This is a genomic window from Micromonospora endolithica (genome assembly GCF_003626595.1).
Taxonomy (GTDB): Bacteria; Actinomycetota; Actinomycetes; order Mycobacteriales; family Micromonosporaceae; genus Micromonospora; species Micromonospora endolithica.
Map to the genome: position 1 here is coordinate 287,982 of NZ_RBAK01000006.1, position 22,771 is coordinate 310,752.

The following is a 22,771-nucleotide window of genomic DNA, read 5'->3' on the forward strand; positions in this document are numbered from 1 at the left end:
GAGTCCGCCATGGCCACCGCACACAAACTCACCCTCGTGCCGTACCTGCAACGCTGGGACCACGCCGCGCGGACCCTGTCGATCCGGCTGCTCGTCGCCCCGACCGGCAACCCGCTCGCCCCGCTGCTGGCCGCCCCACCCGGGGTGCCCGCCTTCACCGACGCGAAGCTCGCCTTCGGTGTCTCGATCTCCGACAGCGCCGGGGCCCTGCCCCAGCGCACCCTGGTCGACCAGACCGCCGTCCTGCCCGCCGCCCCGGACACCGTGCACGCCCCGCACGCCCGGGACATCTTCACCGCCCTCGGCGAGGCCCTGGAGATCCCGGCCGGGCCGGCCGGTGACACCTTCGCCCCGCAGGGCCGGGACCTCAGCCGGCAGCTGCGCAAGTACCTGCCGGTCAGCTACCGCCGGTCGTTCCCGTTCGTCCGGCCGCGCACCTCCCTCGCGGTCACCGACGACAGCTACCACTGCATGATGAGCTGCCCGCCCGAGCCGGTGCCCCCGGCGCCACCGATGGTGATCGGCTGGGGTGAGGCGATCGCCTTCGCGCTGCGCCGGCCCCGGCTGGCCGAGGCGCTCGGGCTGGTCGTCGCGCTCGACGTGCCGGTGGACCCGGGGCGACTGGCGGACGGCGGCTGGCTCTGGGTCGACCTCGCCCCGCACGGCGACTACGCCGCGCAGGCCGCCGCCGACCCGGCCTTCCTGCGCTCCTTCGCCACCCGGGTGCCGCGGCTGCCGGTCGACGCCGACCCGCCGCTGTTCACCCCGGTGCTCTTCCCGGTCTCCGCCGACGCCACCGGAGCCGGGGCGCTGGGCAACTACGACAAGGTGTTCGCCGAGGCGCTGCGCTTCGACGACGGCTTCGCCAAGATCGTGCACGCCCGGCAGCCGGTCAGCGCCGACCTGCTGGACGAGACCGGCGACGGCGCGCCGGTCGCCCGCGACGAGGGCGTCCAACTCGGCTGGGACGACGAGGACATCCTGGAGGGCCAGAACCGGGCCCTGGGCGCCCCGCCGGACGGCGAGGACCCGGTCCTCGCCCCGCGGGGCATCCTCGGCTACCGCGTCGACGTCCGGGAGTCCGGCGCCGGTGGCTGGACCTCGCTGTCCCTGGTGGACGCGCCGCTGACCGTCGGGGTGGACCTCGGCGAGGCCCGCGAGGAACGGTGGAGCGAGGTCGTGCCCGCCGAGCACAGCGGTCAGCTCTGGCTGCCCGCCTGGTACCTGCGCTGGCGCGGCGGGTCACTGGTCGTGGACACCGTCGACGACCAGCGGCTGATGGACGTCCCGGTGGGACAGGCCGACACCGCCGTACCCGTCGGCGCCGACGCGGTCGAGCTGCGCTACGGCCGGTCGTACGAGTTCCGCGTCCGGCTCGCCGACGCCACCGGCGGCGGCCCCGCCGTCGACACCGAACCCGCCCGCGAGGGGGAGGCCCCGACCAGCACCCTGCTGCTGCGCCGGCACCGGCCCCCGGCGATGCTGCCGCTGGAGCAGGTCGTCCCGGCGGCGGACGGCAGCGTACCGGCGGTCACCGTGCGCCGCCCGCCGCTCGGCTACCCGGAGGCGGTCTTCGCCGCCGGCGCGCCCGCCCGCGCCGACCTGCTCGCCCAGATCGCCGCCAACGACGCGAACCCCGGCGCCGAGACCGCCCCGGCGGTTCCCGACCCGGACACCACGCTCGTGCACGTCCGGGTGCTGCTGCGCACACCGGTCTTCGACCCGGCCGGCGACGAGAGCGGCTTCGTCGAGTGGTACGCCACCACCCGGCCGTTCCCGGCCGATCCGGCCGCCCCGCTCGCCCTGGACCTGGACTGGATCGACGCGGCCGACCCCGCCGACGTCGACGTCACCGGCCAGCTCGGCGACGAGGGGGAGGTCACCGGCGCGCTGCCGGTGCTCACCGCCCGCGACGTACGCCTGGAACTGCGCGCCCTCGGCGCGGACGACCCGACGTACTTCGCCGGCGACGCGGCCCGGCGCGGCCCGGCGCGGATCGTCGACCTGCACGCGGTGGCGACCGCCGCGGCCGAGACCGACCCGCTGCGCCCGCTGCCGGCGGCCGACGAGCTGCGGTCGGTGTTCCTGCGCCCCGACCCGGCCGGTACGCCGGTGGTGGCGCACGCCCTCGCCGCCCAGAACGCGCCGACCCCGGCCCTGCTCGGCCGGCTCGCCGGCGCGCTGGACCTGGTGGCCGACGGTCCGATGCTGCTCGGACCACCCGGGCAACGGTTCTCCTTCGGCTGCGCCGGCCTCACCCACCACCTCGCGCCGGACCTGTCCAGCGTGGAGTTCGCCGACCCGGCCGAGCTGGCCGGGCAGTGGATCAACGCGGTGCGGGTGGTGCTGGACCGGGACTGGACCTGGCGCGGCGCCGGCTCACCCACCCTGTCGGTGCGCCGCACGGTCACCATGCCGGACGCTCCCGGCGCGCCGGACGTCACCGTGTCGGTCGGCACGGTCGAGCTGATGGACAGCGTCAACGTGCAGGCCACCCGGGGGCAGGTCGACCGGTCGGCGACCCGGCTGGTGTTCCTCGACGCGCTGCCGGTGCCGCTCGGCCCGGACGGCTTCCCGTACGAGCTGGCGGTCCGCTACGACCTCACCCTCACCCTGGAGGGCGGCGGCACGGTCGAGCGGGCCGTGCAGACCCGGCTGCCGGTGGTCACCCCGCCCGCCCAGCTGCCGAAGGTGGTCGCGGCGGGTGTCGCGCTCACGCCGTACGCCACCGACGCCGAGTACGCGGCCACCGCGCCCCGGATCCGGCGGCTGTGGCTGGAGTTCGCCGAGCCGCCGGCCGACCCGCGGGACGTCTACTTCGTCCGGCCGCTGACCGTCACGCCGGACCCGATGCTGCTGCCCGGCACCGAGCCGGTGGCCGACCCGGCGACCGTGCCGGGCGTGCCGCTGGACCCGGAGCCGATCCGCGTGATCACCCCCGGCCAGGTGCAGGACCTCGCCGGGCTGGCCGCCATGCAGCGCCTGGAACCGGCGGCCGACAGCGACCGGCACTTCCTGGTGCCGCTGCCACCGAACACCGACCCGAACTCGCCGGAACTGTTCTCCTTCTACACCTACGAGATCCGCGTCGGGCACGACCGGGGCCCGGACGCCGACCCGCTCTGGTGCACCGCCCAGGGCCGGTTCGGCGAGGCGCTGACGCTGGAGGGGGTCGCCCACCCCGCCCCCGAGCTGCCCTGCTCGGTGCTCGCCGAGCCGGACGGCGCGGTCCGGATCCGCTCGGCGTACGCGGTGCCGTACGCCGGGCTGCGCCGGGTCCTGCCGAACCCACCGAACACCGGCCTGTGGGCGGTGCTCTACGCGCGGGTGGTGCAGGCCGACGGCAGTACCCGCCGCAACGTCCAGCTCGACCTGCGGCGGCTGCGCCCGCTGCGGCGACGGCACGACGACGGCACCCCGCTCGCCGTCGAGGGCGAGATCCGCTGGACCGGCGACGACGTACGCGCGGCCCTCGCCGCCGCCGGCCTGCCGGCCAGGGCCCCGATCAGCGCCCTGGCCGTGGAGGTGCTCCCGGAGCCGAACGGCGGCTTCACCGACCCCCTCGGCGGCGACCTGGGCCAGGTCCGCATCCTGCGCACCAGCCCGCTGTCCCCGGTAGACCGCAACTGCTGCGGCACCTGAGATGAAAGGAAGGGCCCCCGCTTAACGCCTGGTGTATAGGAAGGGCCCCCTCCTAACACGACGGCGCGGGGCGCGCGGCGCGGGGCGGGTGCGGCGTGGGGCGGGCGCGACGCGGGCCGCCCGCCCCCGGGGAGGGGACGGGCGGCCCGGGTGGCGGGGCGGTCAGGAGAGGGGTTCGATCCAGATGTTGCGGTAGCGGACGTTGGCGCCGGGGTCGCCGTGGTCCTGGAGGCGGATCGGGCCGCCCGAGGCGGACTCCGCGGCGCCGCCGCCGGTCGGTCCGCTGATCTCCACGTCGTTGTGGACGAGGGTGCCGTTCCACCGCACGGTCACCCGCGCGTTGGCGGTCTTGTTGCCGGAGCCGTCGAAGCGGGCGGCCCGGAACGTGATGTCGTACGTCTGCCAGGTCTCCGGCGCGGTCGCCGCGTTGCTGGACGCCGCCGTACGGCTGTAGATCGACCCGGCCTCGGTGTTGTCCAGGGACGTGTCCCCGTACGAGTCGAGGACCTGGAGTTCGTACCGGTCCTGGAGGTAGACGCCGCTGTTGCCGCGCTGCTGTCCGGTGACCGTGGACGGGTAGGTCGGCTGCCACCACTCGACGTGCAGGTTGAAGTCGCCGAAGCTCTGCTTGGTCCGGATGTCGCCGCCGAGGACCTCCGCCGACCCGTTCGCCAGCGGCCAGGTGGCGGCACCGCCCCCGGTGGTCTGCCACGCGTTCAGGTCGTCGCCGTCGAAGAGCTGGATCCGGTTGGTTCCGCTCCCGCCGTTGACCACCCAGTGCTGGTGGGCGGCTCCGGCGTACGTCCAGATCTGGATCTGGGTGCGGTCGGCGGTGGCGCCCCCGGCGGCCTCCAGCACCTTGCCGGACTGGGGGTTGAGGATCGAACCGTTGGCCTGCGGACGCCACACCTGCGATCCGGTGCCGTTGCAGGTCCACAGTTGGACCTTGGTGCCGTTGGCGGTGCCGGCGTTGTCCACGTCCAGGCACTTGCCGAGTGCCTGGAACGTCTCGCCGACCCGGGTCCACTTCTGGGCGTTGGTGCCGTTGCACCCGTAGAGCTGGATCTTGGTGCCGTCGGCGGTGCCCGAGTTGTCGACGTCCAGGCACTTGCCGCCCACACCGGTGATGGTGCCCGAGCCGCCTCCGGACGAGCCGTAGACCTCGAACTCGTAGATCCGGGCCGCCGGGTCGGTGGTGCTGGTCGGCGCGGTGATGTTCAGCCGGACGTAGCGCGCCGTCACCGTGCTGACGTCGTGCGTGGTGGTGCTGGCGGTGTTGCCGGTGACCGTCGCCCGGGTGGTCCAGGTCGACCCGTCCGGGCTGGTGGCGATGGTGAAGTCCCTGGTGTTCCAGGCGGTGTTCTCACCACCGGCCCCGGCGTGCTTCACCACGAACTTGTTGACGCTCTGGCTGGACCCCAGGTCGACCTGGAGGTACCTGTTGGTGCCCTTCGAGCACCACTTGTCGGTGTTGCCGCCGGAGACGCTGCCGTTGACCGCCTTGGCCGGGCCCTCTTCGGTGGCGCAGGAGCTGTCCGCGGTGGCGGTCTTGTTCAGCGCCAGGTTGGTCCCGGTGGTCGGCGGCGGGGTGCTGCCCGGGATGGCGTTGAGGGTGTACCACGCCTCGGTGCTCCACAGTGACGCACCGGTGGACGAGGTGAACGGTCGCGGCGACCGGACGTGGACCACGTGGCCCGCCTTGCGGCCGGGCACGGTCAGGCTGACCTTCTTCCGGTCCGCCGACAGGGTGGCGGCGCTGACGGTCAGCGTCTCCTGGTCGATCTTCGGCCCGCCGTAGCCGGACGTCGGCTGGTAGCGCCACTGCTTGATCTTGTAACGGGCGGCCAGGTCCGCGGCGGTCTCGGTGGACACCGGCTGGGTGTACTCCAGCTCGAAGCCGGTGGCGGTGGCGCGCATGGCGAGGATGTCGAAGGTGCTGGTGCCGTTCGGGGTGAGCTTCTGCAACCCGTACGCCAGCTTGCCGCTCTGGCCCCAGTTGCCCCCGGCGCCGAGCCCGCCGACGTAGACCGCGCCGTCCGGGCCGACGTGCACCTCGGAGATGCCGGCCTCCAGGCCCTGGGTCATCCGGAACAGCGCGCCCTGGTACTCGCCGTTGACCTTCTCCAGGAACGCCCGTTGCAGGCCGCCGTAGGTGACGTCACCGATGAGCAGCTGCCCCGCGTAGGTGCCGCTGGGCACCGTCACCAGCCCGCTGGGGGAGTTGGCGATCTCGTTCTGCGGCATCCACAGCACCGGCGGGGTGACCGGCTTGTTGTCGAAGGGGCCGTCCGGGTTCATGTAGTGGTTGAAGAACCGGTCCTGCTTGATGTGCACCAGCTTCGACGAGGGCAGCCAGCCGCCCTGGTTGTCGGTGACGAAGACGCCGTTCTCCGGTCCCCAGCCGATGCCGTGCGGGGTGCGCAGGCCACCGGCCACGTAGGACACCGCGCCGGTGTCCTTGTGCACGCGGATCGAGGTGCCCCGGTTCGGCGCGGGCTGCGGGTCGGTGGTGTTGCCGCCGTAGTTGATGGAGACCGAGAGGTTCAGCAGGAAGTACGGCGCCTGGTAGAGCAGGCCGAAGGCGAACTCGTGGAAGTTGCCCCCGTACGGCCAGGTGGCCACGGTCTGGTACTGGTCGGCCACCTCGTCGCCGTTGGTGTCCACGAGTCGGGTCAGCCTCTGCTTCTCCGACACGTAGACGACCCCGTCGACGACCTTGAGGCCCATCGGCTCCTTGAGGTTGTCGCCGATCTTCTTGGTGGTCACGCTGCCCGGCCCGGTCGCGCCGGCGGTGTTGCTCAGGATGTGCACCTCGCCGTCCTGGGAGGTGCCGGACTGGTCGCTGCCGCCCCAGGTGGAGATCACCATCCGCCCGTCGGCGAGCCAGTCCATCCCGGTGACCTTCGGCTGGAAGCCGCTGGGCCGCAGGTTGGTCAGCGTGTAGCTGGGATGTACGGAGGTCAGCGGCAGCCCGTCGCCGGGGGAGTCGAGGACGCCCTCGCACTCCTTCTTGCCCGGCGCGGTCACCCGGACCACGCCCGCGTCGGTGCTCAGGGCCGAGTTGGGCACCAGGACGAAGGACGAGGAGCCGGGGGTCTTCCACTCCAGCGTGATCTGCTGCCCGCCGGTGCGCTCGAAGTGGTCGATCCGGAACGGGTGCGCCCCGGCGGTGAGGTTGACCGTGCCCTCCTTGGGCGGGTCGGCGCCGTGCAGGCCGTCGTGGTTGACGACCACCGTGTTGTCGACGGTGAGCTTCGAGCCGTCGTCGCTGGTGAGCCGGAAGGTGTACGAGCCGGCTGCGGTGACGTTGATGTTGCCGAGCACCTGCGTCACGAAGTAGTCGTTGAAGCCGAAGTCCGCGGCGGTGGAGAAGTTGATCGTGGACATCAGCTTGTCGACGTTCGGGGTCTGCCCCGGCTTGAGGGTGCAGATCTCGTCCAGCGGCACCTGCACGTCGTAGACCCGCAGGGTGACGCCCGGCTCCTGGGCGGGCGCCGCGGTGGCCGGAGCGGCCCAGAGGCCGGTGGCGGTGAGGGCGAGTGCGAGCGCACCCAGGACAGGACTGCGGAATCGGCGCAGCAGCCGTGTGCCCATCGTTCCTCCTCGGGAGGGGTAGGAGTGATCGACGGCCGACCGCGCGCGGGAGCTGCGGTGAGGTGGCGGTCGCCGTCGACCGGGCTCCGGGGCGGGCGATCGACGCCGACGATGCGACCCACCTGGAACACCGGGGTGATGGTCCGAGACATTAAACGTCTTCGATCAGAGAGTCCATGGCTTTTGCATGATCGTGTCAAACTTTCGCTCAATCAGGCGAAAGTCCGGTCGGATGGGCGAGGACGGCTCAAGTGCCAGTTCCGTTTGGCCCGGCCGGTGCTATACGGTCGGCAGGTGATCGTCGAAAAACACTGGTGGAACGGGGACCCGACTGCCCGCGGGCGCCGCGACGTGTACATCCGCCGGGCCGGGGAGCGCTGGGAGGTCCTGGCGCAGATCGGTGGCGCGCAGGGCCGCTCGAAGTTGCAGGAATGTCCCAGCCGCAGCTCAGCGGTCATCCTTGCCAGCGCCTGGCGCGGCAGCGGTTCGTCCTGGCGCGAGATTCCCAGCTGAGCCGGCGCTGAGTCACGGCTGAGTAACGACTCGGTCGCCGTCGAGTGACGGCTCAGTCAGGGGTTCGGCTCAGGCGACCCGGGCCGCCGTGCCCGGCGCCGGTGCCGACACCGCCGGGGGGTGCAGCACCCTGGCGATGGCCTCGACCCCGTCGACCAGTCGTGGCCCGGCCCGGACGATCAGCCTGTCGGCGTCCAACGCCCACACCGGTGTGCCGGGGAACTCGGCCGCCACCGCCCGCGCCTGCCCGACCGCACCGTCGAGGCGGAAGCCACACGGCGTCACCAGCACGACGTCCGGTGCGGCGGCGCGCAGCTCGGCGTACGTGGTGGGCACCGACCGGGCACCCGGCCGGGCCGCCACCGGCTGTCCGCCGGCGGCCGTGACCAGGTCCGGGATCCAGTGCCCGGCGCTGAACGGCGGATCCACCCACTCCACCACCGCGACCCGGGGACGCGGCCGGCCGGCCACCGCCGTGGCCACCGCCGCGAGCCGCGCCCGCAGCGCGTCCACCAGGGCCTCGGCCCGATCCGGTACGCGGGCCCGCGCGCCCACCGTCAGGATCGTGTCCAGGACCTCGGGCAGGGTGTACGGGTCCAGCGACAGCACGTCGGCGCGGGCGCCCAGGTGGTCGAGGGCCTCGGCGACCCGACCGGCGGGCAGCGCGCAGACCCGGCACAGGTCCTGCGTGATGATCAGGTCCGGGTCGAGGCCGGCCAGCGCGTCGGCGTGCAGGGTGTAGAGGTCCTCCCCGGCGGCGACCCGGGCGCGGACGTACCCGTCGATCTCGGCGGGGCTCATCCCCCGGGTGTCCCGCCCGCCGACCACCACGGTCAGGTCGGCCCGGTCAGCGGCCGGCACCTCGCACTCGAAGGTCACCCCGACCAGTTCCGGGCCCAGCCCCAGGGCGTAGACGATCTCGGTCGCGGACGGCAGCAGGGACACCAGGCGCATGCGCCCATCCTGCCCGCACCGCCGGACCGGCCGCCGTCCCGGGTTCCCGCGAGGTTTCCCGGCCGGCTCCGGCGGTACCTGTCAGGAGACTGTCCCGCCTCTGGAGGTGACCCCGGTGAACGTGAGTGACGTGCTGACCGAGACGTACGGCCGGCTGCCCGACCTGGTCCGCGCGGCCGTCGACGGGCTCTCCCCGGAGCAGTTGTGCCGACCGCCGGCACCGGGCGCCAACCCTGTGGCGTGGCTGGTGTGGCACCTCACCCGGGTCCAGGACCACCACGTCGCCGACCTGCTCGGCACCGACCAGATCTGGGAGTCCGGCGACTGGGCCGGCCGTTTCGGGCTGCGCCCCGACCCGGACGACACCGGCTACGGGCACACCCCGGAGCAGGTCGCGGCGGTCCGACCGGAGAACGCGGCGGCGCTGGTCGACTACCACGAGGCGGTCGGCGCGCGTACCCGGGAATTCCTCGCCGGCCTGACCCCGGCGGACCTGGACCGGATCGTGGACGAGGACTGGGACCCGCCGGTGACCCTCGGCGTCCGGCTGGTCAGCGTCGCCGACGACGACCTCCAGCACGTGGGGCAGGCCGCCTACGCGCGCGGCCTGATCGGTGGGTGAGGCCGGCCCGGTCGCGGGTCACGGCACGATGACCGCGCGGCCCTCCAGCGTCCCGTCCTGCATCTTCCGGTACGCGGTCAGCGCGTCCTGGAGCGGGAACGTGGTCGTCTTCGGCCGCACCAGCCCCCGGGCGCCCAGTTCCAGCACCTCGATCAGCTCGGGACGGCTGCCCCAGTAGGTGGTCTGGATGCTCACCTCGTAGGGCACGGAGAAGAAACTGACCGGCAGCGTGCCGCCGCCGATGCCGACGATGGTCAGGTCGCCGACGGTGCGGGCGGCGGCCACGCCGAGCGTCAGGGTCGGGTCGGCGCCCACGAAGTCCAGCACGACATCGGCGCCCCGGCCGCCGGTGGCCCGCCGGATCTCCTCGGCGGTGTCCGGCCCGGAGAGCATCGTCAGGTCGGCGCCGCACTCCGCGCCCAGGGCCAGCGCCTGCTCCCGGGTGTCCACGGCGATCACCCGCGCGGCGGTGGTGGCCTTGAGGATCTGCACGCCGACGTGGCCGAGGCCGCCGACACCGATGACGACGGCGGTGCTGGTGGGGCCGAGCTTCGGCCAGGACCGGCGGATCGCGTGGTACGGGGTGAGCCCGGCGTCGGTCAGCGGTGCCGCCTGGACCGGGTCGAGGCCCTCGGGCAGCGGGACGACGTGCCGGTCGTCGGGCACCAGCAGGTACTCGGCCATGCCGCCGTCCAGGCCGAGGCCGCCGCCCCCGCCGGGCACCGGCGCGGCGGCCGGGTTCTCGCAGTACGGGTCGACGCCGACCCGGCAGCGGGCACAGGTCCCGCAGCCCCACGGCCCGTACACCGCGACCGGTTGGCCCACCTCCAGCCCGGTCACCCCGTCGCCCAGCTGGTGCACCCAGCCCGCGTTCTCGTGGCCGAGGGTGAACGGCGGGTTCCACGGCACCGCGCCGGCCTCGAAGTCGTGCATCAGGTGCAGATCGGAGTGACAGGCGCCGGCGCCGCCGATCCGCACCACCACCTGGCCGGGGCCGGCGGTCGGCTCGTCGACCTGTACCAGCTCGGGTTCGGACTTCCAGCCGGGCAACCGCAGGGCGCGCATGACCTCTCCCGTCCGTCGTGTTCCGGGTCCGCCGGTGTGCCTCCCCGCCCAGCGGCGGCACAAACGGCCTTCCCGGCGACTCTTCACGACCGGCGGCCGTCCCCGCTGCCGTCCAGCCGGCGCAGGGCGGCGTGGGCGAGCAGGTGGAACGCCTGCGCCTCCGCGGAGGTGCCGGGCCCGGTGAAGTCCGGCGAACCGCTGACGCCGGTGACCAGCCCGTACCGGTCCACCCGTCGGTCCGCGGCACCGACCAGTTCCCGGCCCACCTCGGTGTAGGAGGGTGGCAGCCAGCCGTCGGCGACCCCGGTCAGCGCCGCGTACGCGAGCATCTGCGCGACGTTCGCCTCGCGGAACGAGCCCGGGTCGTCCAGCACGTCCGGGAAGAGCCCGTCGTCGCCCCGATGGACCAGGACGGCGTCGAGCACCGCGCGGGCGTGCCCGGCCAGTTCGTCGCGCGTCCCCGGCGGCCAGGCCGGGGCGAGGTGCAACCCCCGGGCGATGCCGGTGACCACCCAGCCGTTGCCGGTGGCCCACGGCCGGGGGTGCGTGAGCCGGCCGGCGTCGGCGTCCCAGCGGGCCCCGTACAGCCCGGTGTTCTCGTCGTACAGCCGGCGGCGGTGGCCGACGACCTGGGCGACGGCCAGGTCGACGTGCCCGGTCAGCGCGAGCAGCGGCACCACCATGTGCACCGTGTCGGCCCAGACCTGCCGGCTGCCCAGCACGTGGTACAGCGTCCCGTCGTCGGCCCGGGGCGCCCGGTCGACCAACCAGCCCAGCTGGGCATCCAGCGCGGCGGCGTAGCGCGGTTCGCCGGTGACGGCTGCGGCGTGCCGCACCGCCTCGCCGCAGGCGGCGCCGTTGACCGCGCCGTCCTCGCCGACGTCCCCCAGCCGACCGTCGGCGTGCTGCCGGGTCACCGCCGCGTGGGCGAGCAGCACGACCAGCTCGTCCCGGCCCAGGTCGAGCAGCGCCTGCGCCGCGACGCCCTGCTCCCAGGACTGCCGCTGGGTGGCCAGCAGCGCGGTCAACACCCGTTCGGTCCGGTCGTCCGGCCCCACCGTCGCCTCCTCGCCCGGGAAGGTTCACCCGGCGGGGGTGAGCCGGCCTCACCCCCGCCGCTGCGAGCCTGCCAGATACGAGGGAGGCCTTGATGAGCAGCACCGTGGACGAGCACCTGCGGCGGCTCGGTTCCGGCCGCCGGTCCGACCTGCCCGAGACCACGGCCGGCACCGTGCGACTCGACGCCCGGGACGGGGCGCAAACCGAACACTGGTACCTGACCATCGCCGACCAGCACATCCAGGTCAGCCGATCGGTGGACGACGCCGACCTGGTGGTCCGCGCCGAACGGCAGGTCTTCGACCGGATCGCCGGCGGACAGCTGCACCTGGCGGCGGCGCTGCTACGCAACGAGCTGACGGTACGCGGCGACATGCGGCTGCTGATGATGCTGCGGCGCGTCTTCCCCGGGCCGCCCGACGCGCGACATCCCCGGCAGGCCGCCGCCGCGCGGGGCGGCCGGCCGTGAGGCAGGAACGGGTGGCCGTGATCGCGGGCAACACCTTCGCGATCGGCGACGCGCAGGGCGACATGGAAGCGGACCCCGGCGAACCCTTCGGTCTGTTCTCCTTCGACACCCGGTTCCTGTCCCGGTGGGTGCTCACCGTCGACGGTGAACGGCTGGGAACGCTGTCCCGGGACGACCTCACCCACTTCGAGACCCGCTTCGTGCTGGTGCCGGGCACCGCCAGCCACTACGTCGACGCCGACGTGTCGGTGATCCGGCACCGGTCCGTCGAGGACGCGTTCAGCGAGCAGCTCATCGTGCTCAACCACGCCGCCGAACCGGCCGACCTGACCGTCCGGATCGGGATCGGCGTCGACTTCGCCGACACCTCGGAGATCGCCCAGCCGCGCCCCCGGTCCGTCGTGGTCAACCCGGACCCGGCCCGGGGCGTGCTCCGGCTGCGGTACGAGCGGGAACGGTTCGTCCGGGAGACGACGGTGGCGAGCAGCGCGCCGGTCGAGGTGGACGACACGGGGATGACCTTCCGGATCCGGGTGGAGCCGAACGGGCAGTGGCGCACCGACCTGCGGGTGACCATGACGATCGGCGGCGAGGGCGGGCGCGACCTGCGGGAGAGCCTGCAGTCGCACCGGCACCAGGTCCGCCGGGAGATGCGCGAGGACCTGCGGGACTGGCGGGAGGCCGCCCCCCGGCTGATCGCCGAGCGCCCCGCCGTGACGGAGCTGTACGAGCGCTGCCTAGCCGACCTGGCCGCGCTGCGGTACGTACCGCTGGCCTACACCGGGCGGATCCCGGTGGCCGGCCTGCCCTGGGCGATGGCGCTCTACGGACGGGACAGCCTGCTCACCTGTCTGCAGACCCTGCCGTTCACCCCCGAGTTGGCCCCGCGCACGTTGCGCATGCTCGCCCTGCTCCAGGGCGGGCAACTCGACGACGAGCACGAGGAGGAACCGGGCAAGATCCTGGCCGAGCTGCGCTACGGGGAGGCCGCCGCGTTCGGCGAGAAGCCGACCGCCCTCTACTACGGCGCGGCGGACACCACCCCGCTGTTCGTCGTGCTCCTGGACGAGTACGAGCGGTGGTCCGGGGACACGGTGCTGGTCCGCCAGCTGCGCCACCCGGCCCGGATGGCGCTGGACTGGATCGACGAGTACGCGAACCTCACCGGCGACGGATACCTGCGCTACCAGCGCCGCAACGACCGGCACGGCACGGCCAACCAGTGCTGGAAGGACTCCACCGGGGCGATCGTCGACCGGCACGGCCGCGAGCCCGGGTTCCCCCGGGCCACCTGTGAACTCCAGGGCTACGCCTACGACGCGAAGCGGCGCGGCGCCCGCCTGGCCCGCGAGGTCTGGGGCGATCCGGCGTACGCCGACCGCCTGGAACGCGAGGCGGCGGCACTGAAGAGCCGCTTCGACGCCGACTTCTGGTTGCCGGACCGGGGTTACTACGCGCTGGCGCTCGGGCCGGACGGCGAGCCGGTGGACGCCCTCACCTCGAACATCGGCCACCTGATGTGGAGCGGCATCGTCCCCGACCACCGGGCCGGCGCGCTCGCCGACCACCTCGCCGGACCGGACCTGTTCTCCGGGTGGGGCGTGCGCACGTACGCCGCCGGGCAGCGTCCGTACAACCCGGTCGGCTCACACCTGGGTGCGGTCTGGCCGTCGGACAACGCGCTGGCGGTGGCCGGCCTGCGCCGGTACGGCTGCGACCCGCAGGCCGCCCGGATCGCGGACGGGATGCTCGCCATGGCGTGCACCCTCGGCGGGCCGGTGCCCGAGGTGATCGCCGGTTACCCCCGCGCGCAGACCGCCTACCCCGTCCAGCTGCCGGTCGCCGGCCGGCCGCAGTCGTGGTCGTCCGGGGCGCTGCTGATGCTGCTCGGCAGCCTGCTCGGTCTCGCGCCGTGCGGGGAGAACCTGCTGGTCAACCCGGCGCTGCCGGAAGGTTTCGGTCGGGTCGAGCTGCTCGACGTGCCGGGTCGCTGGGGGCACGCCGACGCGTACGGCCGGGACCGGGCCACCGACGGCCGGTCTCGGCGGAGCCCGCTGCGCTGACCCGCCGGGCCAGACCGCTGTCCACCCCGACGAACACCAGGCCGAGCAGCCAGAACGCCACCGCGAAGAACACCGCGCTGATCCCGACGCCCTGGTAACCCAGCTCGCCGGCGTCGAGGAACGGGTACGGGTAGCGCCGCACCACCAGCCCCCGCAGCAGCGCGAAACCGAGGTAGCCGAGCGGGAAGGCCAGCCACCACATCGCGTACCGGGGACGCAACCGGCCCCGCCGGTCGAACAGCGCCCAGTCCGCCACCGCCAGCAGCGGTACCACCGTGTGCAGGAACTGGTTGCCCAGCGCCTCGCCGAGCGCGCGGTCCGGTTGCGGCATCGCGAACGGGCTCGCCGGGTTGGCCAGCACCAGGTGGTAGACCACACCGGTGATGGTGATGTAGAGGGTGACCGCGCCCTTGAGCGCCGACGGCGGCTCGGGGCGGTCCCGCCAGGCCAGCCAGCCGGCGTACGCGGCGAAGAGCCCGACGGCGACGTTGCTCTGGATGGTGAAGTAGGGCAGCAGCCCGGTGACCGTGGCCGGTCCGAGCGCGGTGAGCACGATCCCGGCCACCACGCTGAGGACGATCGTCAGGCGGAACCCGACCGCCGCTCGTCGACGCAGCAGACTCATCGGGGCAAGCTACCAGCCGGGACCGGCGGGATCACCGGGCCCGGGTGCCGGCCGCGGTCACCAGCCCCGGGTCCCCGGACCGCCCTTGAACGGGCCGACGACGTCACTGGTGATCCAGCCGCCGTAGAAGTCCCCGGGCTGCACCTCGACCCGTTCCCCGTCCACCCGGCACTCGTCCACCCGGCCCGGGTAGAACGCCAGGGCGCCGGCGAGCGCCGCGTACGCCCCGGTCGGCCGCTCGTACGACCAGGCGGCCTCGCGGACCCGGACGTCACCCGTCACCAGGTCCCAGTAGCTGGCCTCGCCTTTCCACTCGCAGAACGTCCGGCCGGGGGCCGGCTCGAGTGCCGCCCGCAGGTCGGCGCGCGGGACGTAGTAGACCGGCGGGTGGGAGGTCTCCAGGACCCGCCAGCAGCGGTCGCTGTCCGCCACGGTCGTCCCGGCGTGCCGCACCGTGATCCGTCGGGTGGTGCGTTCCAGCCGGGGCGGGCGGGGATAGTCCCAGACGGATTCCACCACCCCACGCTACCCCCGGCCGGTGCGGTCGGCCTCCGGCCCGGCCGGATCGTCGCCCGGCGTCAGATCCGTCCCACCACCGCATCGCCGCCGGGCGGCTCGTCCGGGTCGGCGGTCCGGCGGGCGGTGCCGGGTGCGGACGGGACGCTGCGCGGCGTGGCCGGACGCCCGGTGTGCGACGGGAGGCCGGTCGGCACCCCGGGACGGTGTGTCGACCCGGTGCCGGACCGGTCGGCGGGAGGATCGGTGGCACGGTCGCCGGGCCGGGCGGTGGACGCGTCCGGCCCGGCCGAGGCGGTCAGCACCCGGTCGCAGTAACCGGGCACCCGTTCCCGGCCGCCGGCGGCGCCGACCAGGTCACCGAAGACCGGGTTGTCCAGCGGGCGGCCGGGATCGCCCCCGGCGTCCGCCCGGTACGCCCGGCACAGCCCGGCCAGCGAGGCCGCCCGGGTCGGCCGGTCGCCCGGCGCCGGAGTGCCGGACCCGGTGTCCGGATCGGCGGTGGGGGAGGCACCGGGCGCGCCCGGATCGGTGGCCGACGGCGCGGTGGTGGGTGCCGGAGGGCGCAGCGGGTGCGGCAGGTCGCCTCCGGCGGCGGCGAACGCCACCCCGCCGGAGGCCGCGACGAGCACGCCGGCCCACGCGGCCCGGACGGTGGCGCGGCCCCGCCGGCGGCGCGCGGGCAGGGCGAGCGGGGAACCCGAGCGCGCCCGGCGGTATGCCTGGAGCGCGGCGTTCTCGCCGGCCAGCTCCTCGTCCCGAGGAGCGGCCCGGATCGCCGACAGGAGCACCACGAGGGACCGTGGTCCGTCCGGGTGATCGTCGATCGGACTGCCGAGCAGCCGCTCGGCGGTCTCCTGGTCCATCCGGTGTGCGCTCATCTCGTGTCGATCAGCGCCACCGGGGCAGCGGACGTCACATCGGCCCGCCCGCCGGCTGGCCCGCGCCGGACGTCACCTCCGGCCGGTCGCCCGACCCGCCCGCCGTCGCCGGGCCCGGTCGGGCGACTCAGCCCATCGTCTTCGCCCCGTCGATGCTCTCCCGGAGGATGTCGGCGTGCCCGGCGTGCTGCGCCGTCTCGGCGATCATGTGCAGCACCACCCGGCGGACCGTCCAGCTCGTGCCGGGCTCGAACCAGGGCGCCTCGGGCAGCGGGTGCGCGGTGTCCAGGTCGAGCGTGCCGAGCAGCGCGTCGGTGTCCGAGGCGACCCGGTCGAAATCGGCCAGCAGGCCGGCGAGGGTCTCGCCCTCGGCCATCCGGAACTGGCCGGTCCAGTCGATCGGCTCGGCGTTCATCGCCTCGGCGCCGCCGACGGCGAAGCGCGCCCACCGCTTCTCGACGTTCGTCACGTGCTTGATCAGGCCGCCGAGGCACAGCTCGCTGGCCGTGCTGCGGGTCGCCGCCTGCGCGTCGGTGAGCCCGTCGGTGGTCTGCCGGAGGAACGCGCGGTGCTTGCGCAACGTCTGCAGCAGGTCGGCGCGCTCACCGGTCGTCACCGAATCAGAAACGGTCATCGGAGGTCCCTCTCACCCGTCATCGAGAACCCCCTGAGGATAGGAAGACCCCCCGACAGTTCCGGTGCACGAGTTGCCGAATGTCCGGTTCGGCGGTCCACTGAACCACATGGGTGTGATTAAGGTGGGCACGTCCTCCTGGGCCGACCAGATGCTGCTGCGCTCCGGGTGGTACCCGCGCTCGGCCGGCACCCCGGCCGCCCGGCTCGACTGGTACGCGCGGCACTTCCCGATGGTCGAGGTGGACACCTCCTACTACGCGGTGCCGCTGCCGGAGACGACGCAGGGCTGGGTCGACGCCACCCCGGAGGGCTTCACCTTCGACGTGAAGGCGTTCCGCCTCTTCACCGGCCATCCGACCCCGGTAGCCGCCCTGCCGCGGGACCTGCGGCCGGCCGGCGGACCGGAGCGCATCCGCCGCCGGGAGCTGCCCGCGCCCGCGTACGACGAGCTGTGGGCCCGGTTCCGCGCGGCGCTGGAGCCGCTCGCGGCGGCCGACCGGCTCGGCGCCGTGCTCCTGCAGTTCCCGCCGTGGCTCACCCGCTCCGAGGCCGCCCGGCGGCGCATCGCGGAGCTGGCCGGACGCTGCCGGCCGTGGCGGGTGGCGGTGGAGCTGCGGCACGGGTCCTGGTTCGACGGCTCGGCGGCGCTGGAGACCCTGGCCTTCCTGCGCGACCACGACCTGTCCCACGTCGGCGTGGACATGCCGCAGGGGCATCCCTCGTCGGTGCCGCCGATCATGGTGCCCACCGCCGGCCTGACCGTGGTCCGCTTCCACGGGCACAGCACCGCCTGGGAGACCGGTGACAAGCAGGAGAAGTTCCGCTACGCCTACGGCGAGCAGGAGCTGCGCCGCTGGGCGGAGCTGCTCTCCGACCTGGCCGGGCAGAGCGACGAGTTGCACGTGCTGTTCAACAACTGCTGCGGCGACCAGGCCCAGCGCGACGCCGAGAGCCTGGCCCGCCTGCTCGACGTGCGACCGGTGGGGGAGCGCGGGCCGGCGCCGGCCCGCGCCACGTCCTGACGCCGGTCCGCGGCGCGCCGACGCCGGCGGTCCGCCGGGTGGGCGGGTCCGCCGGCGTCGGGCCACCGGAGCGGGATCAGCCGGTGGTGGCGTTCAGCGCCGGCAGGTAGCCGGCGGAGTGGCCGCTGGCGTTCGGGTGGTACGACTCGACGATCGGCCAGGTGGTCCCGTTGATCCACGGGCTGGCGGCGCAGACGCCGTGCCCGGCGAACCGGCCGCGTACGTCGACGTAGGTGAAGCCGGCGGCGCCGGCCCGGGCGGAGATGACGTTCGACATGGTGTCCGAGCCGCCGTTGAGCAGTCCGCGCTTGTACGCGCTGATGCTGCCGAAGCCGCAGCTGCCCAGCTCGAACAGGCGCGGGTAGCCGAGCACCACCACCCGGGCGTTGGGTGCCCGGTTGCGGATGGCCGCGTACGTCTCGTTCAGCCGGCCGGGGAGCGTGTTCGTGATGTAGGACGTCGCGGTGTTCACCGCGCTCGCGCAGCTGCTGTCGCTGCCCAGCCGGCAGGTGGTCACCACGTCGGCGAAGCCGGCGTCGTTGCCGCCGACGGAGATGGTCACCAGGTCGGTGCCGGAGTTCAGCGCGCCGAGCTGGCCGCTGAGCACCTCCCGGGTGGTGGCGCCGGAGCAGGCGACGAACTGGAAGGTGGCCACGGTGTGGGTGTTGGCCCACAGCCGCGGGTACGCCTGGGGCCCGCGCCGGCAGGAGCCGCTGGTCCCGTCGTAGTTGTTGGTGCCGACGCCCGAGGAGTACGAGTCGCCGAGGGCGGCGTAGTCGGTGCCGGCGGCGGCGGCCGGGGTGGCGGTGAGGGTGGTCGCGAGCAGGACGCCGGCGGCCAGGCTGCCGAGGGTGGGGAACAGCCGTAGACGCATTCAGGACCTCCGATGGGGTGGGAGGTCCTTGTCGTAACATGTTCTCTACCGACCGGTAACAATGTCCGACCGGGTTTCGACGTCGGGTGCGAAAGTGGGTACCCGGGGGTTGCCGAACGACCATCGCATCGACAAAGGTGGATGTGTATGTCCGGTCGCTGGTCGTCGGCACACGACGAACGACCGCGAGCGCCCCGAAGGGCACTCGCGGTCGTGATCGGTCGGTCCGCCGGTCCGGGCCGGCAGAGTTATCAGGCGGGTCAGTCCCGGCTCAGCGGCTGGACGAGGCCATCTTCCGGCCGACGGCGCCCAGGGCCGCCATCTTGCCCATCTTCCGCGTCCCCCGCGCCGAGCCCATCGAGCCGCCGCGGGCGAGCATCCCCCGGAAGACCTGCCCCGGCTTCTGCTGCTCACCCATGTACGCGGTGACCACGATCAGCGCGCCGGTCAGCGCCGGGATCGCCCACTGGAGCATCCTCATCTGCCGTTGGCAGGACGCCACGTTCGACGGCGTCTGGTGGTTCGGCTCGGTGATCCCCTCGACCGGCGGGTTGCCGGCCTTCTCCAGTCGCATGCCGAGCAGGCGACTGTAGCCGGTGACCGCCAGCGCGCCGACCGTCAGCGCGGTCTTCAACGTACTGGTCCTCGCCACCCCCGCCTGGGAGAGCACCCGGGGGCTCTCGGTCACCAGCTCCCCGACGGCCCCCGCCAGGTGGGCGCCGATGGCCGCCGCGTTGACCGGGGTCCACCGGGCCCAGCCCGCCGAGGCGACCGGCAGGCGCTGAGTCGAGTCGTTGATCTGTGCCGCCGCGCCGTTGACGCCGAAAGCCCCCATCAGCGAGCCTCCGAACCAGGCCGCCAGGCCCAGATCGTGCATCGAGCGCAGTGCGGTGTGCCGTTCGGACATCTGATCCCCTTCCACCGTGTCGGGCGGTGCGGCTTACCCACCGCCCGACCGGCTAATCCCGGCCCGCACCAGGCGATACGCCGCGTCCTCCCCGGATCCGCCCAGGCTCGGCCGGACCCGCACCGGCCCGACGCGGGGCGCTCACCGCCCGACGGCGAAGCGGGCCACCCGGCGCGCCAGCGGCGCGCCGGCGCGTACCCAGGTGAAGTGGTCCATCCGGGCGCCGGACTGCGCCTCGGTGTAGTGCTCGCGCGCGACGGGCGCCGCGACCAGCTTCGCGCAGAGGTGGTCGAGGGTCGCGTGCGGCGTGTACTGGTCGTGGTCCACGCTGACCGCGAGGACCGGGGTGCGGATCCGGCGTACCGCGGCCTCGGTGTCCACCCCGTCCAGGCGCGGGAAACGGCCGGTGCGCGCGGTGTGCGCCCAGTCCCGGATCACCCCGCGCGCCTGCCGGCCGCCGAAACCCCAGCCGGGCCAGACCCCGAGCAGCCGGGACACCGCCGCGATCCCCTGGGTGTACGGCAGGACCCCGTACCCGCGCAGGCCGGGGTAGCGGCGCCACCAGGGCAGGCCGACCGCGACCAGGGCCAGGCCGTCCACGTCGTGTCCCTCCCGCAGCGCCAGGTGCAGCACCGACGCCTGGCCGCCGAGGGAGTGCCCGAGCAGGATCGTCCGGCGCCCGTCGCGCAACGGCTTCAGCGCGGCGAGCACCGCGCCGATGTCGTCGACGAGTTCGGCGTAGCCGTACCGGCAGCCCCGGCTCGGGGTCGGCGTGCTCTCCCCGGTGCCCCGCAGGTCGGCCACGGCCACGGCCAGGCCGGCGTCGCGCAGCGCGGCGGCGAACGGCCGGTAGTAGCGCGCCCGGACCCCCATCGCCGGCACGATCAGCACCACCGGGGCGTCGGGCACGCCGTCCGGCTCCGGGTACACCTGGAGGCCGATCCGGGCCCCGTCGACCTCGACGAACTCCTGCCGGTAATCCACCGTCGCGTTCACCGACCCAGGCTACGACCCGTACCTACCGGCGGGTAACCAGCGGTGACCGCCGTCACCCGGCGGAGCGTGCGGGCTCTGCCCGCCGTCGGTCAGGCCACCGCCGGGACCGGCCGGGCGGCGGTGCCGATCGCGGCGTAGACGGCACCCAACTGCTCGGCGCACCGCTTCCAGGAGTACCGGATGCGGATCCGGTCCAGCGCGGCGGTCGCGTACGCGAACCGGCGCACCCGGTCGGCGAGCAGCCGGCGGACGGCGGCACCGAGGGCCCGCGGGTCGCGCGGCGGCACCAGGTCCCCGGTCAGCCCGTGCACCACCGAGTCGCCGACGCCACCGACGTCGGTGCCGACCACCGGTACGCCGCACGCCATCGCCTCCAGCGCCCGCGCGCCGGACGGGTCGTACCAGCCGGCGCTGACCAGCAGGTCCGCCGAGCGGTACCAGGCGCCCAACTGCCGGCGGGGAACCGCACCGACGAGCTTCACCCGGTCGGCGACCCCGCACGACTCGGCCAGGGCGGTCAACCGGCGGGCGAATCCGTCCGCGGGCAGCAGGTCGGCCGGTGGGCCGCCGACCACCACGCACTCGGCCTCCGGTACGCCGGGCAACGCCCGCACCACGTCCTGCAGGCCGGTGCGCTCCACCATCGGGCCGACGGTGATGATCCGGGGTCGGGCCTTCTCGCGCGGGACCACCGGCCCGTCCGGGCGGAACAGCTCCTGGTCGACCCCGGAGGGGACCAGCGCCATCCGGGACCGGGGCACACCCAGCCGCAGCAGTTCGCCGACCTCGTCCTGGCACTGCACCACCACCCGGTCGACCGCCCGGCCCAACGCCCGCTCGTACCCGATCCGTCCCGGCGGACCGGCGTCCCGGGCGCCCTGGTGGCGCTTCCCGAAGCTGCCCAACCCGTGGTAGGTCAGCACCACCGGCACCCCGGTCCGCCGCCCCGCGTGCACGGTGGCCAGGCCACTCAGCCAGAAGTGCGCGTGCGCCACGTCCGGCGTCCAGCCGCCGGTGTGCCACTGACCGGCCAGCCAGCGGCCGAACTCGCCCATGTACGGCAGCAGCTCGTCCCTCGGCACCCGCACCGCCGGGCCGGCCGGCACGTGGCACACCTGGTAACCGTCGGCGGCGACGACGTCCGGCAGGGCGGTGGAGTCGCGGCGGGTGTAGACCCGCACGTCGTGTCCCTCGCCGGCCAGCGCCGCCGCCAGGTCCGCCACATGGGTGTGCTGCTCGCCCAGGTGCTGCTCGCCGATGCGCGGCTCGCCGAGGACGACGAGTGGACTGGCGTGCTCCGAGATCATCGCGATGCGCATGCTTCCTCCTCGATCAGCCGGTCCTGGTCGGCGAGGAACCGGTCGAGCCCGGATCCGGCGGCGACGCCGGGACCCGCTTGACGAGGTCCCTACCCTCGACCTGCCCGCCTAACCGGCGGAGCGCCGACTTCTCCGACGGCCGATTCGGTCCCTTGTGGAGCCTCGGTGACCACCGGGTCACCGCTGGTCACCGGCCGGTGACGGTGGGCCGTCCCGAGTAGGCTGCGGGTGTCGTGCACCCGAGTGTGGAGGGGCCGGATGACGCGGTCGAAGGTTTCCCGTCCGATGTTCGCGCGGATGTACCCGGGCGCCACCGACGCGATGGACCGGGCCGGCGTGGCCGCGTACCGGCGTCGGCTGGTCGCCGGCCTGACCGGCGAGGTGGTGGAGGTGGGCGCGGGCAACGGCCGCGTGTTCACGCACTATCCGCCGACGGTGACCCACGTGCTGGCCGTGGAACCGGAACCGCGACTGCGGGCGGCGGCTTCGTCGGCGGCGGCCGGGGCCCCGGTCCCGGTCACCGTGACCGACGGTCTCGCCGAGGCGCTTCCGGTGGCCGACGGCGGGGCCGACGCCGTGGTGTTCTCCCTGGTGCTCTGCTCGGTAACGGACCAGGCCGCCGCGCTGCGCGAGGCCCGTCGGGTGCTGCGGCCGGGTGGTCAGGTGCGCTTCTTCGAGCACGTACGCGCGCAGACGCCCGGCCTGCGCCGGGCGCAACGGGTGGTCGACGCGACCCTGTGGCCGCTGGTCTGCGGCGGCTGTCACACCGGCCGGGACACAGTGGCCGCGATCCGTGCCGCCGGCTTCACGATCACCGACCTGGACCGCTTCCCCTTCCCGGCCACCGCGATCCCGCTCCCCGCCACCCCCCACATCCTCGGCACCGCCCACCCCTGACCCTGCCCCCTGACCCTGCCCCCCTTACCGCCCCCTGCTCCCCGCGATCTTGCACTTTCGGTCGCCGTGACGTCGCTTTCGCGGCTTTCGCCCCGACACAAAGTGCAAGATCGCGGG

The 22,771-nt window shown here is 74.1% G+C and carries 18 protein-coding genes and 1 pseudogene; 7 read left to right on the plus strand and 12 right to left on the minus strand.

From position 1 onward, the window contains the following. Positions 1-9: 9 nt before the first annotated feature. Entirely contained in the window at positions 10-3,642 is a 3,633-nt protein-coding gene (locus tag D7223_RS17580; protein WP_120729477.1) for a hypothetical protein, read from the plus strand. A gap of 162 nt (positions 3,643-3,804) precedes the next feature. Here the strand turns inward: D7223_RS17580 and D7223_RS17585 are convergent, their stop codons facing one another. After that, complete coding sequence (locus D7223_RS17585; protein ID WP_120729478.1) at positions 3,805-7,236, minus strand: 3-keto-alpha-glucoside-1,2-lyase-like domain-containing protein; 3,432 nt, start codon at positions 7,234-7,236, stop codon at positions 3,805-3,807. Positions 7,237-7,530: 294 nt separating this feature from the next. Here D7223_RS17585 and D7223_RS17590 point away from each other — a divergent pair, with 294 nt between their 5' ends. Beyond that, complete coding sequence (locus tag D7223_RS17590) at positions 7,531-7,749, plus strand: hypothetical protein (protein ID WP_120729597.1); 219 nt, start codon at positions 7,531-7,533, stop codon at positions 7,747-7,749. Positions 7,750-7,818: 69 nt separating this feature from the next. Here the strand turns inward: D7223_RS17590 and D7223_RS17595 are convergent, their stop codons facing one another. Beyond that, a complete protein-coding gene (locus tag D7223_RS17595) occupies positions 7,819-8,703 on the minus strand; it encodes an ABC transporter substrate-binding protein (RefSeq protein WP_120729479.1) in 885 nt (294 codons plus the stop codon). A gap of 115 nt (positions 8,704-8,818) precedes the next feature. Between D7223_RS17595 and D7223_RS17600 the strand changes: the two genes are divergently transcribed. Further along, a complete protein-coding gene (locus D7223_RS17600) occupies positions 8,819-9,325 on the plus strand; it encodes a mycothiol transferase (protein WP_120729598.1) in 507 nt (168 codons plus the stop codon). A gap of 18 nt (positions 9,326-9,343) precedes the next feature. On the opposite strand, the gene D7223_RS17605 is transcribed toward D7223_RS17600, so the two are convergent. Together D7223_RS17605 and D7223_RS17610 are read right to left on the minus strand one after the other, a co-directional pair. Then, positions 9,344-10,390, minus strand: a complete 1,047-nt coding sequence (locus D7223_RS17605) for an NAD(P)-dependent alcohol dehydrogenase (protein ID WP_120729480.1) — start codon at positions 10,388-10,390, stop codon at positions 9,344-9,346. A gap of 83 nt (positions 10,391-10,473) precedes the next feature. After that, on the minus strand, positions 10,474-11,448 hold the full coding sequence (locus tag D7223_RS17610; RefSeq protein ID WP_120729481.1) for a glycoside hydrolase family 88 protein: 975 nt from the start codon (positions 11,446-11,448) through the stop codon (positions 10,474-10,476). Between the two features lie 92 nt (positions 11,449-11,540). Here D7223_RS17610 and D7223_RS17615 point away from each other — a divergent pair, with 92 nt between their 5' ends. Then, positions 11,541-11,918, plus strand: coding sequence for an SCP2 sterol-binding domain-containing protein (locus D7223_RS17615; protein WP_120729482.1), 378 nt, complete (start codon positions 11,541-11,543; stop codon positions 11,916-11,918). Continuing rightward, complete coding sequence (locus tag D7223_RS17620) at positions 11,915-13,981, plus strand: amylo-alpha-1,6-glucosidase (protein WP_120729483.1); 2,067 nt, start codon at positions 11,915-11,917, stop codon at positions 13,979-13,981. Before D7223_RS17615 ends, D7223_RS17620 begins: the two co-directional genes overlap by 4 nt. Before the next feature lie 79 nt (positions 13,982-14,060). Here the strand turns inward: D7223_RS17620 and D7223_RS17625 are convergent. The 4 genes and pseudogenes from D7223_RS17625 to D7223_RS17640 form a co-directional block, all read right to left on the minus strand. After that, a pseudogene (locus D7223_RS17625) lies at positions 14,061-14,606 on the minus strand (Pr6Pr family membrane protein); the annotation flags it as partial. 57 nt (positions 14,607-14,663) lie between these two features. Further along, complete coding sequence (locus tag D7223_RS17630; RefSeq protein WP_120729599.1) at positions 14,664-15,122, minus strand: DUF427 domain-containing protein; 459 nt, start codon at positions 15,120-15,122, stop codon at positions 14,664-14,666. Between the two features lie 62 nt (positions 15,123-15,184). After that, positions 15,185-16,003 (minus strand): hypothetical protein, encoded by an 819-nt coding sequence (locus D7223_RS17635; protein WP_147252551.1) that lies wholly within the window; start codon positions 16,001-16,003, stop codon positions 15,185-15,187. Positions 16,004-16,130: 127 nt separating this feature from the next. Beyond that, complete coding sequence (locus D7223_RS17640) at positions 16,131-16,637, minus strand: DinB family protein (RefSeq protein WP_120729485.1); 507 nt, start codon at positions 16,635-16,637, stop codon at positions 16,131-16,133. A 109-nt stretch (positions 16,638-16,746) separates the two neighbouring features. Between D7223_RS17640 and D7223_RS17645 the strand changes: the two genes are divergently transcribed. Further along, positions 16,747-17,661 carry a DUF72 domain-containing protein gene (locus D7223_RS17645; RefSeq protein ID WP_120729600.1) on the plus strand — a complete coding sequence of 305 codons (915 nt, stop codon included), beginning with the start codon at positions 16,747-16,749 and terminating at the stop codon, positions 17,659-17,661. Positions 17,662-17,737: 76 nt separating this feature from the next. Here the strand turns inward: D7223_RS17645 and D7223_RS17650 are convergent, their stop codons facing one another. From D7223_RS17650 to D7223_RS17665, 4 genes are all read right to left on the minus strand, one after another. Continuing rightward, the gene (locus D7223_RS17650) at positions 17,738-18,535 is read right to left on the minus strand and encodes an SGNH/GDSL hydrolase family protein (protein WP_120729486.1); all 798 of its coding nucleotides are present in this window, start codon (positions 18,533-18,535) and stop codon (positions 17,738-17,740) included. Positions 18,536-18,806: 271 nt separating this feature from the next. After that, positions 18,807-19,442: a hypothetical protein gene (locus D7223_RS17655; RefSeq protein WP_120729487.1), complete on the minus strand. Its 636-nt coding sequence runs from the start codon at positions 19,440-19,442 to the stop codon at positions 18,807-18,809. Positions 19,443-19,583: 141 nt separating this feature from the next. Continuing rightward, positions 19,584-20,426 (minus strand): alpha/beta hydrolase family protein, encoded by an 843-nt coding sequence (locus tag D7223_RS17660; RefSeq protein WP_120729601.1) that lies wholly within the window; start codon positions 20,424-20,426, stop codon positions 19,584-19,586. A 101-nt stretch (positions 20,427-20,527) separates the two neighbouring features. After that, positions 20,528-21,757, minus strand: coding sequence for a glycosyltransferase (locus D7223_RS17665; RefSeq protein WP_120729488.1), 1,230 nt, complete (start codon positions 21,755-21,757; stop codon positions 20,528-20,530). Between the two features lie 285 nt (positions 21,758-22,042). Between D7223_RS17665 and D7223_RS17670 the strand changes: the two genes are divergently transcribed. After that, the gene (locus D7223_RS17670) at positions 22,043-22,654 is read left to right on the plus strand and encodes a class I SAM-dependent methyltransferase (RefSeq protein ID WP_238162097.1); all 612 of its coding nucleotides are present in this window, start codon (positions 22,043-22,045) and stop codon (positions 22,652-22,654) included. Positions 22,655-22,771: the final 117 nt, after the last annotated feature.

Coding starts and splice junctions, on each gene's coding strand:
- D7223_RS17580 (WP_120729477.1), top strand. CDS start 10: ATGGCCACCGCACACAAACTCACCCTCGTGCCGTACCTGCAACGCTGG.
- D7223_RS17585 (WP_120729478.1), bottom strand. CDS start 7,236: ATGGGCACACGGCTGCTGCGCCGATTCCGCAGTCCTGTCCTGGGTGCG.
- D7223_RS17595 (WP_120729479.1), bottom strand. CDS start 8,703: ATGCGCCTGGTGTCCCTGCTGCCGTCCGCGACCGAGATCGTCTACGCC.
- D7223_RS17605 (WP_120729480.1), bottom strand. CDS start 10,390: ATGCGCGCCCTGCGGTTGCCCGGCTGGAAGTCCGAACCCGAGCTGGTA.
- D7223_RS17615 (WP_120729482.1), top strand. CDS start 11,541: ATGAGCAGCACCGTGGACGAGCACCTGCGGCGGCTCGGTTCCGGCCGC.
- D7223_RS17635 (WP_147252551.1), bottom strand. CDS start 16,003: ATGAGCGCACACCGGATGGACCAGGAGACCGCCGAGCGGCTGCTCGGC.
- D7223_RS17640 (WP_120729485.1), bottom strand. CDS start 16,637: ATGACCGTTTCTGATTCGGTGACGACCGGTGAGCGCGCCGACCTGCTG.
- D7223_RS17645 (WP_120729600.1), top strand. CDS start 16,747: ATGGGTGTGATTAAGGTGGGCACGTCCTCCTGGGCCGACCAGATGCTG.
- D7223_RS17650 (WP_120729486.1), bottom strand. CDS start 18,535: ATGCGTCTACGGCTGTTCCCCACCCTCGGCAGCCTGGCCGCCGGCGTC.
- D7223_RS17655 (WP_120729487.1), bottom strand. CDS start 19,442: ATGTCCGAACGGCACACCGCACTGCGCTCGATGCACGATCTGGGCCTG.
- D7223_RS17665 (WP_120729488.1), bottom strand. CDS start 21,757: ATGCGCATCGCGATGATCTCGGAGCACGCCAGTCCACTCGTCGTCCTC.
- D7223_RS17670 (WP_238162097.1), top strand. CDS start 22,043: ATGTTCGCGCGGATGTACCCGGGCGCCACCGACGCGATGGACCGGGCC.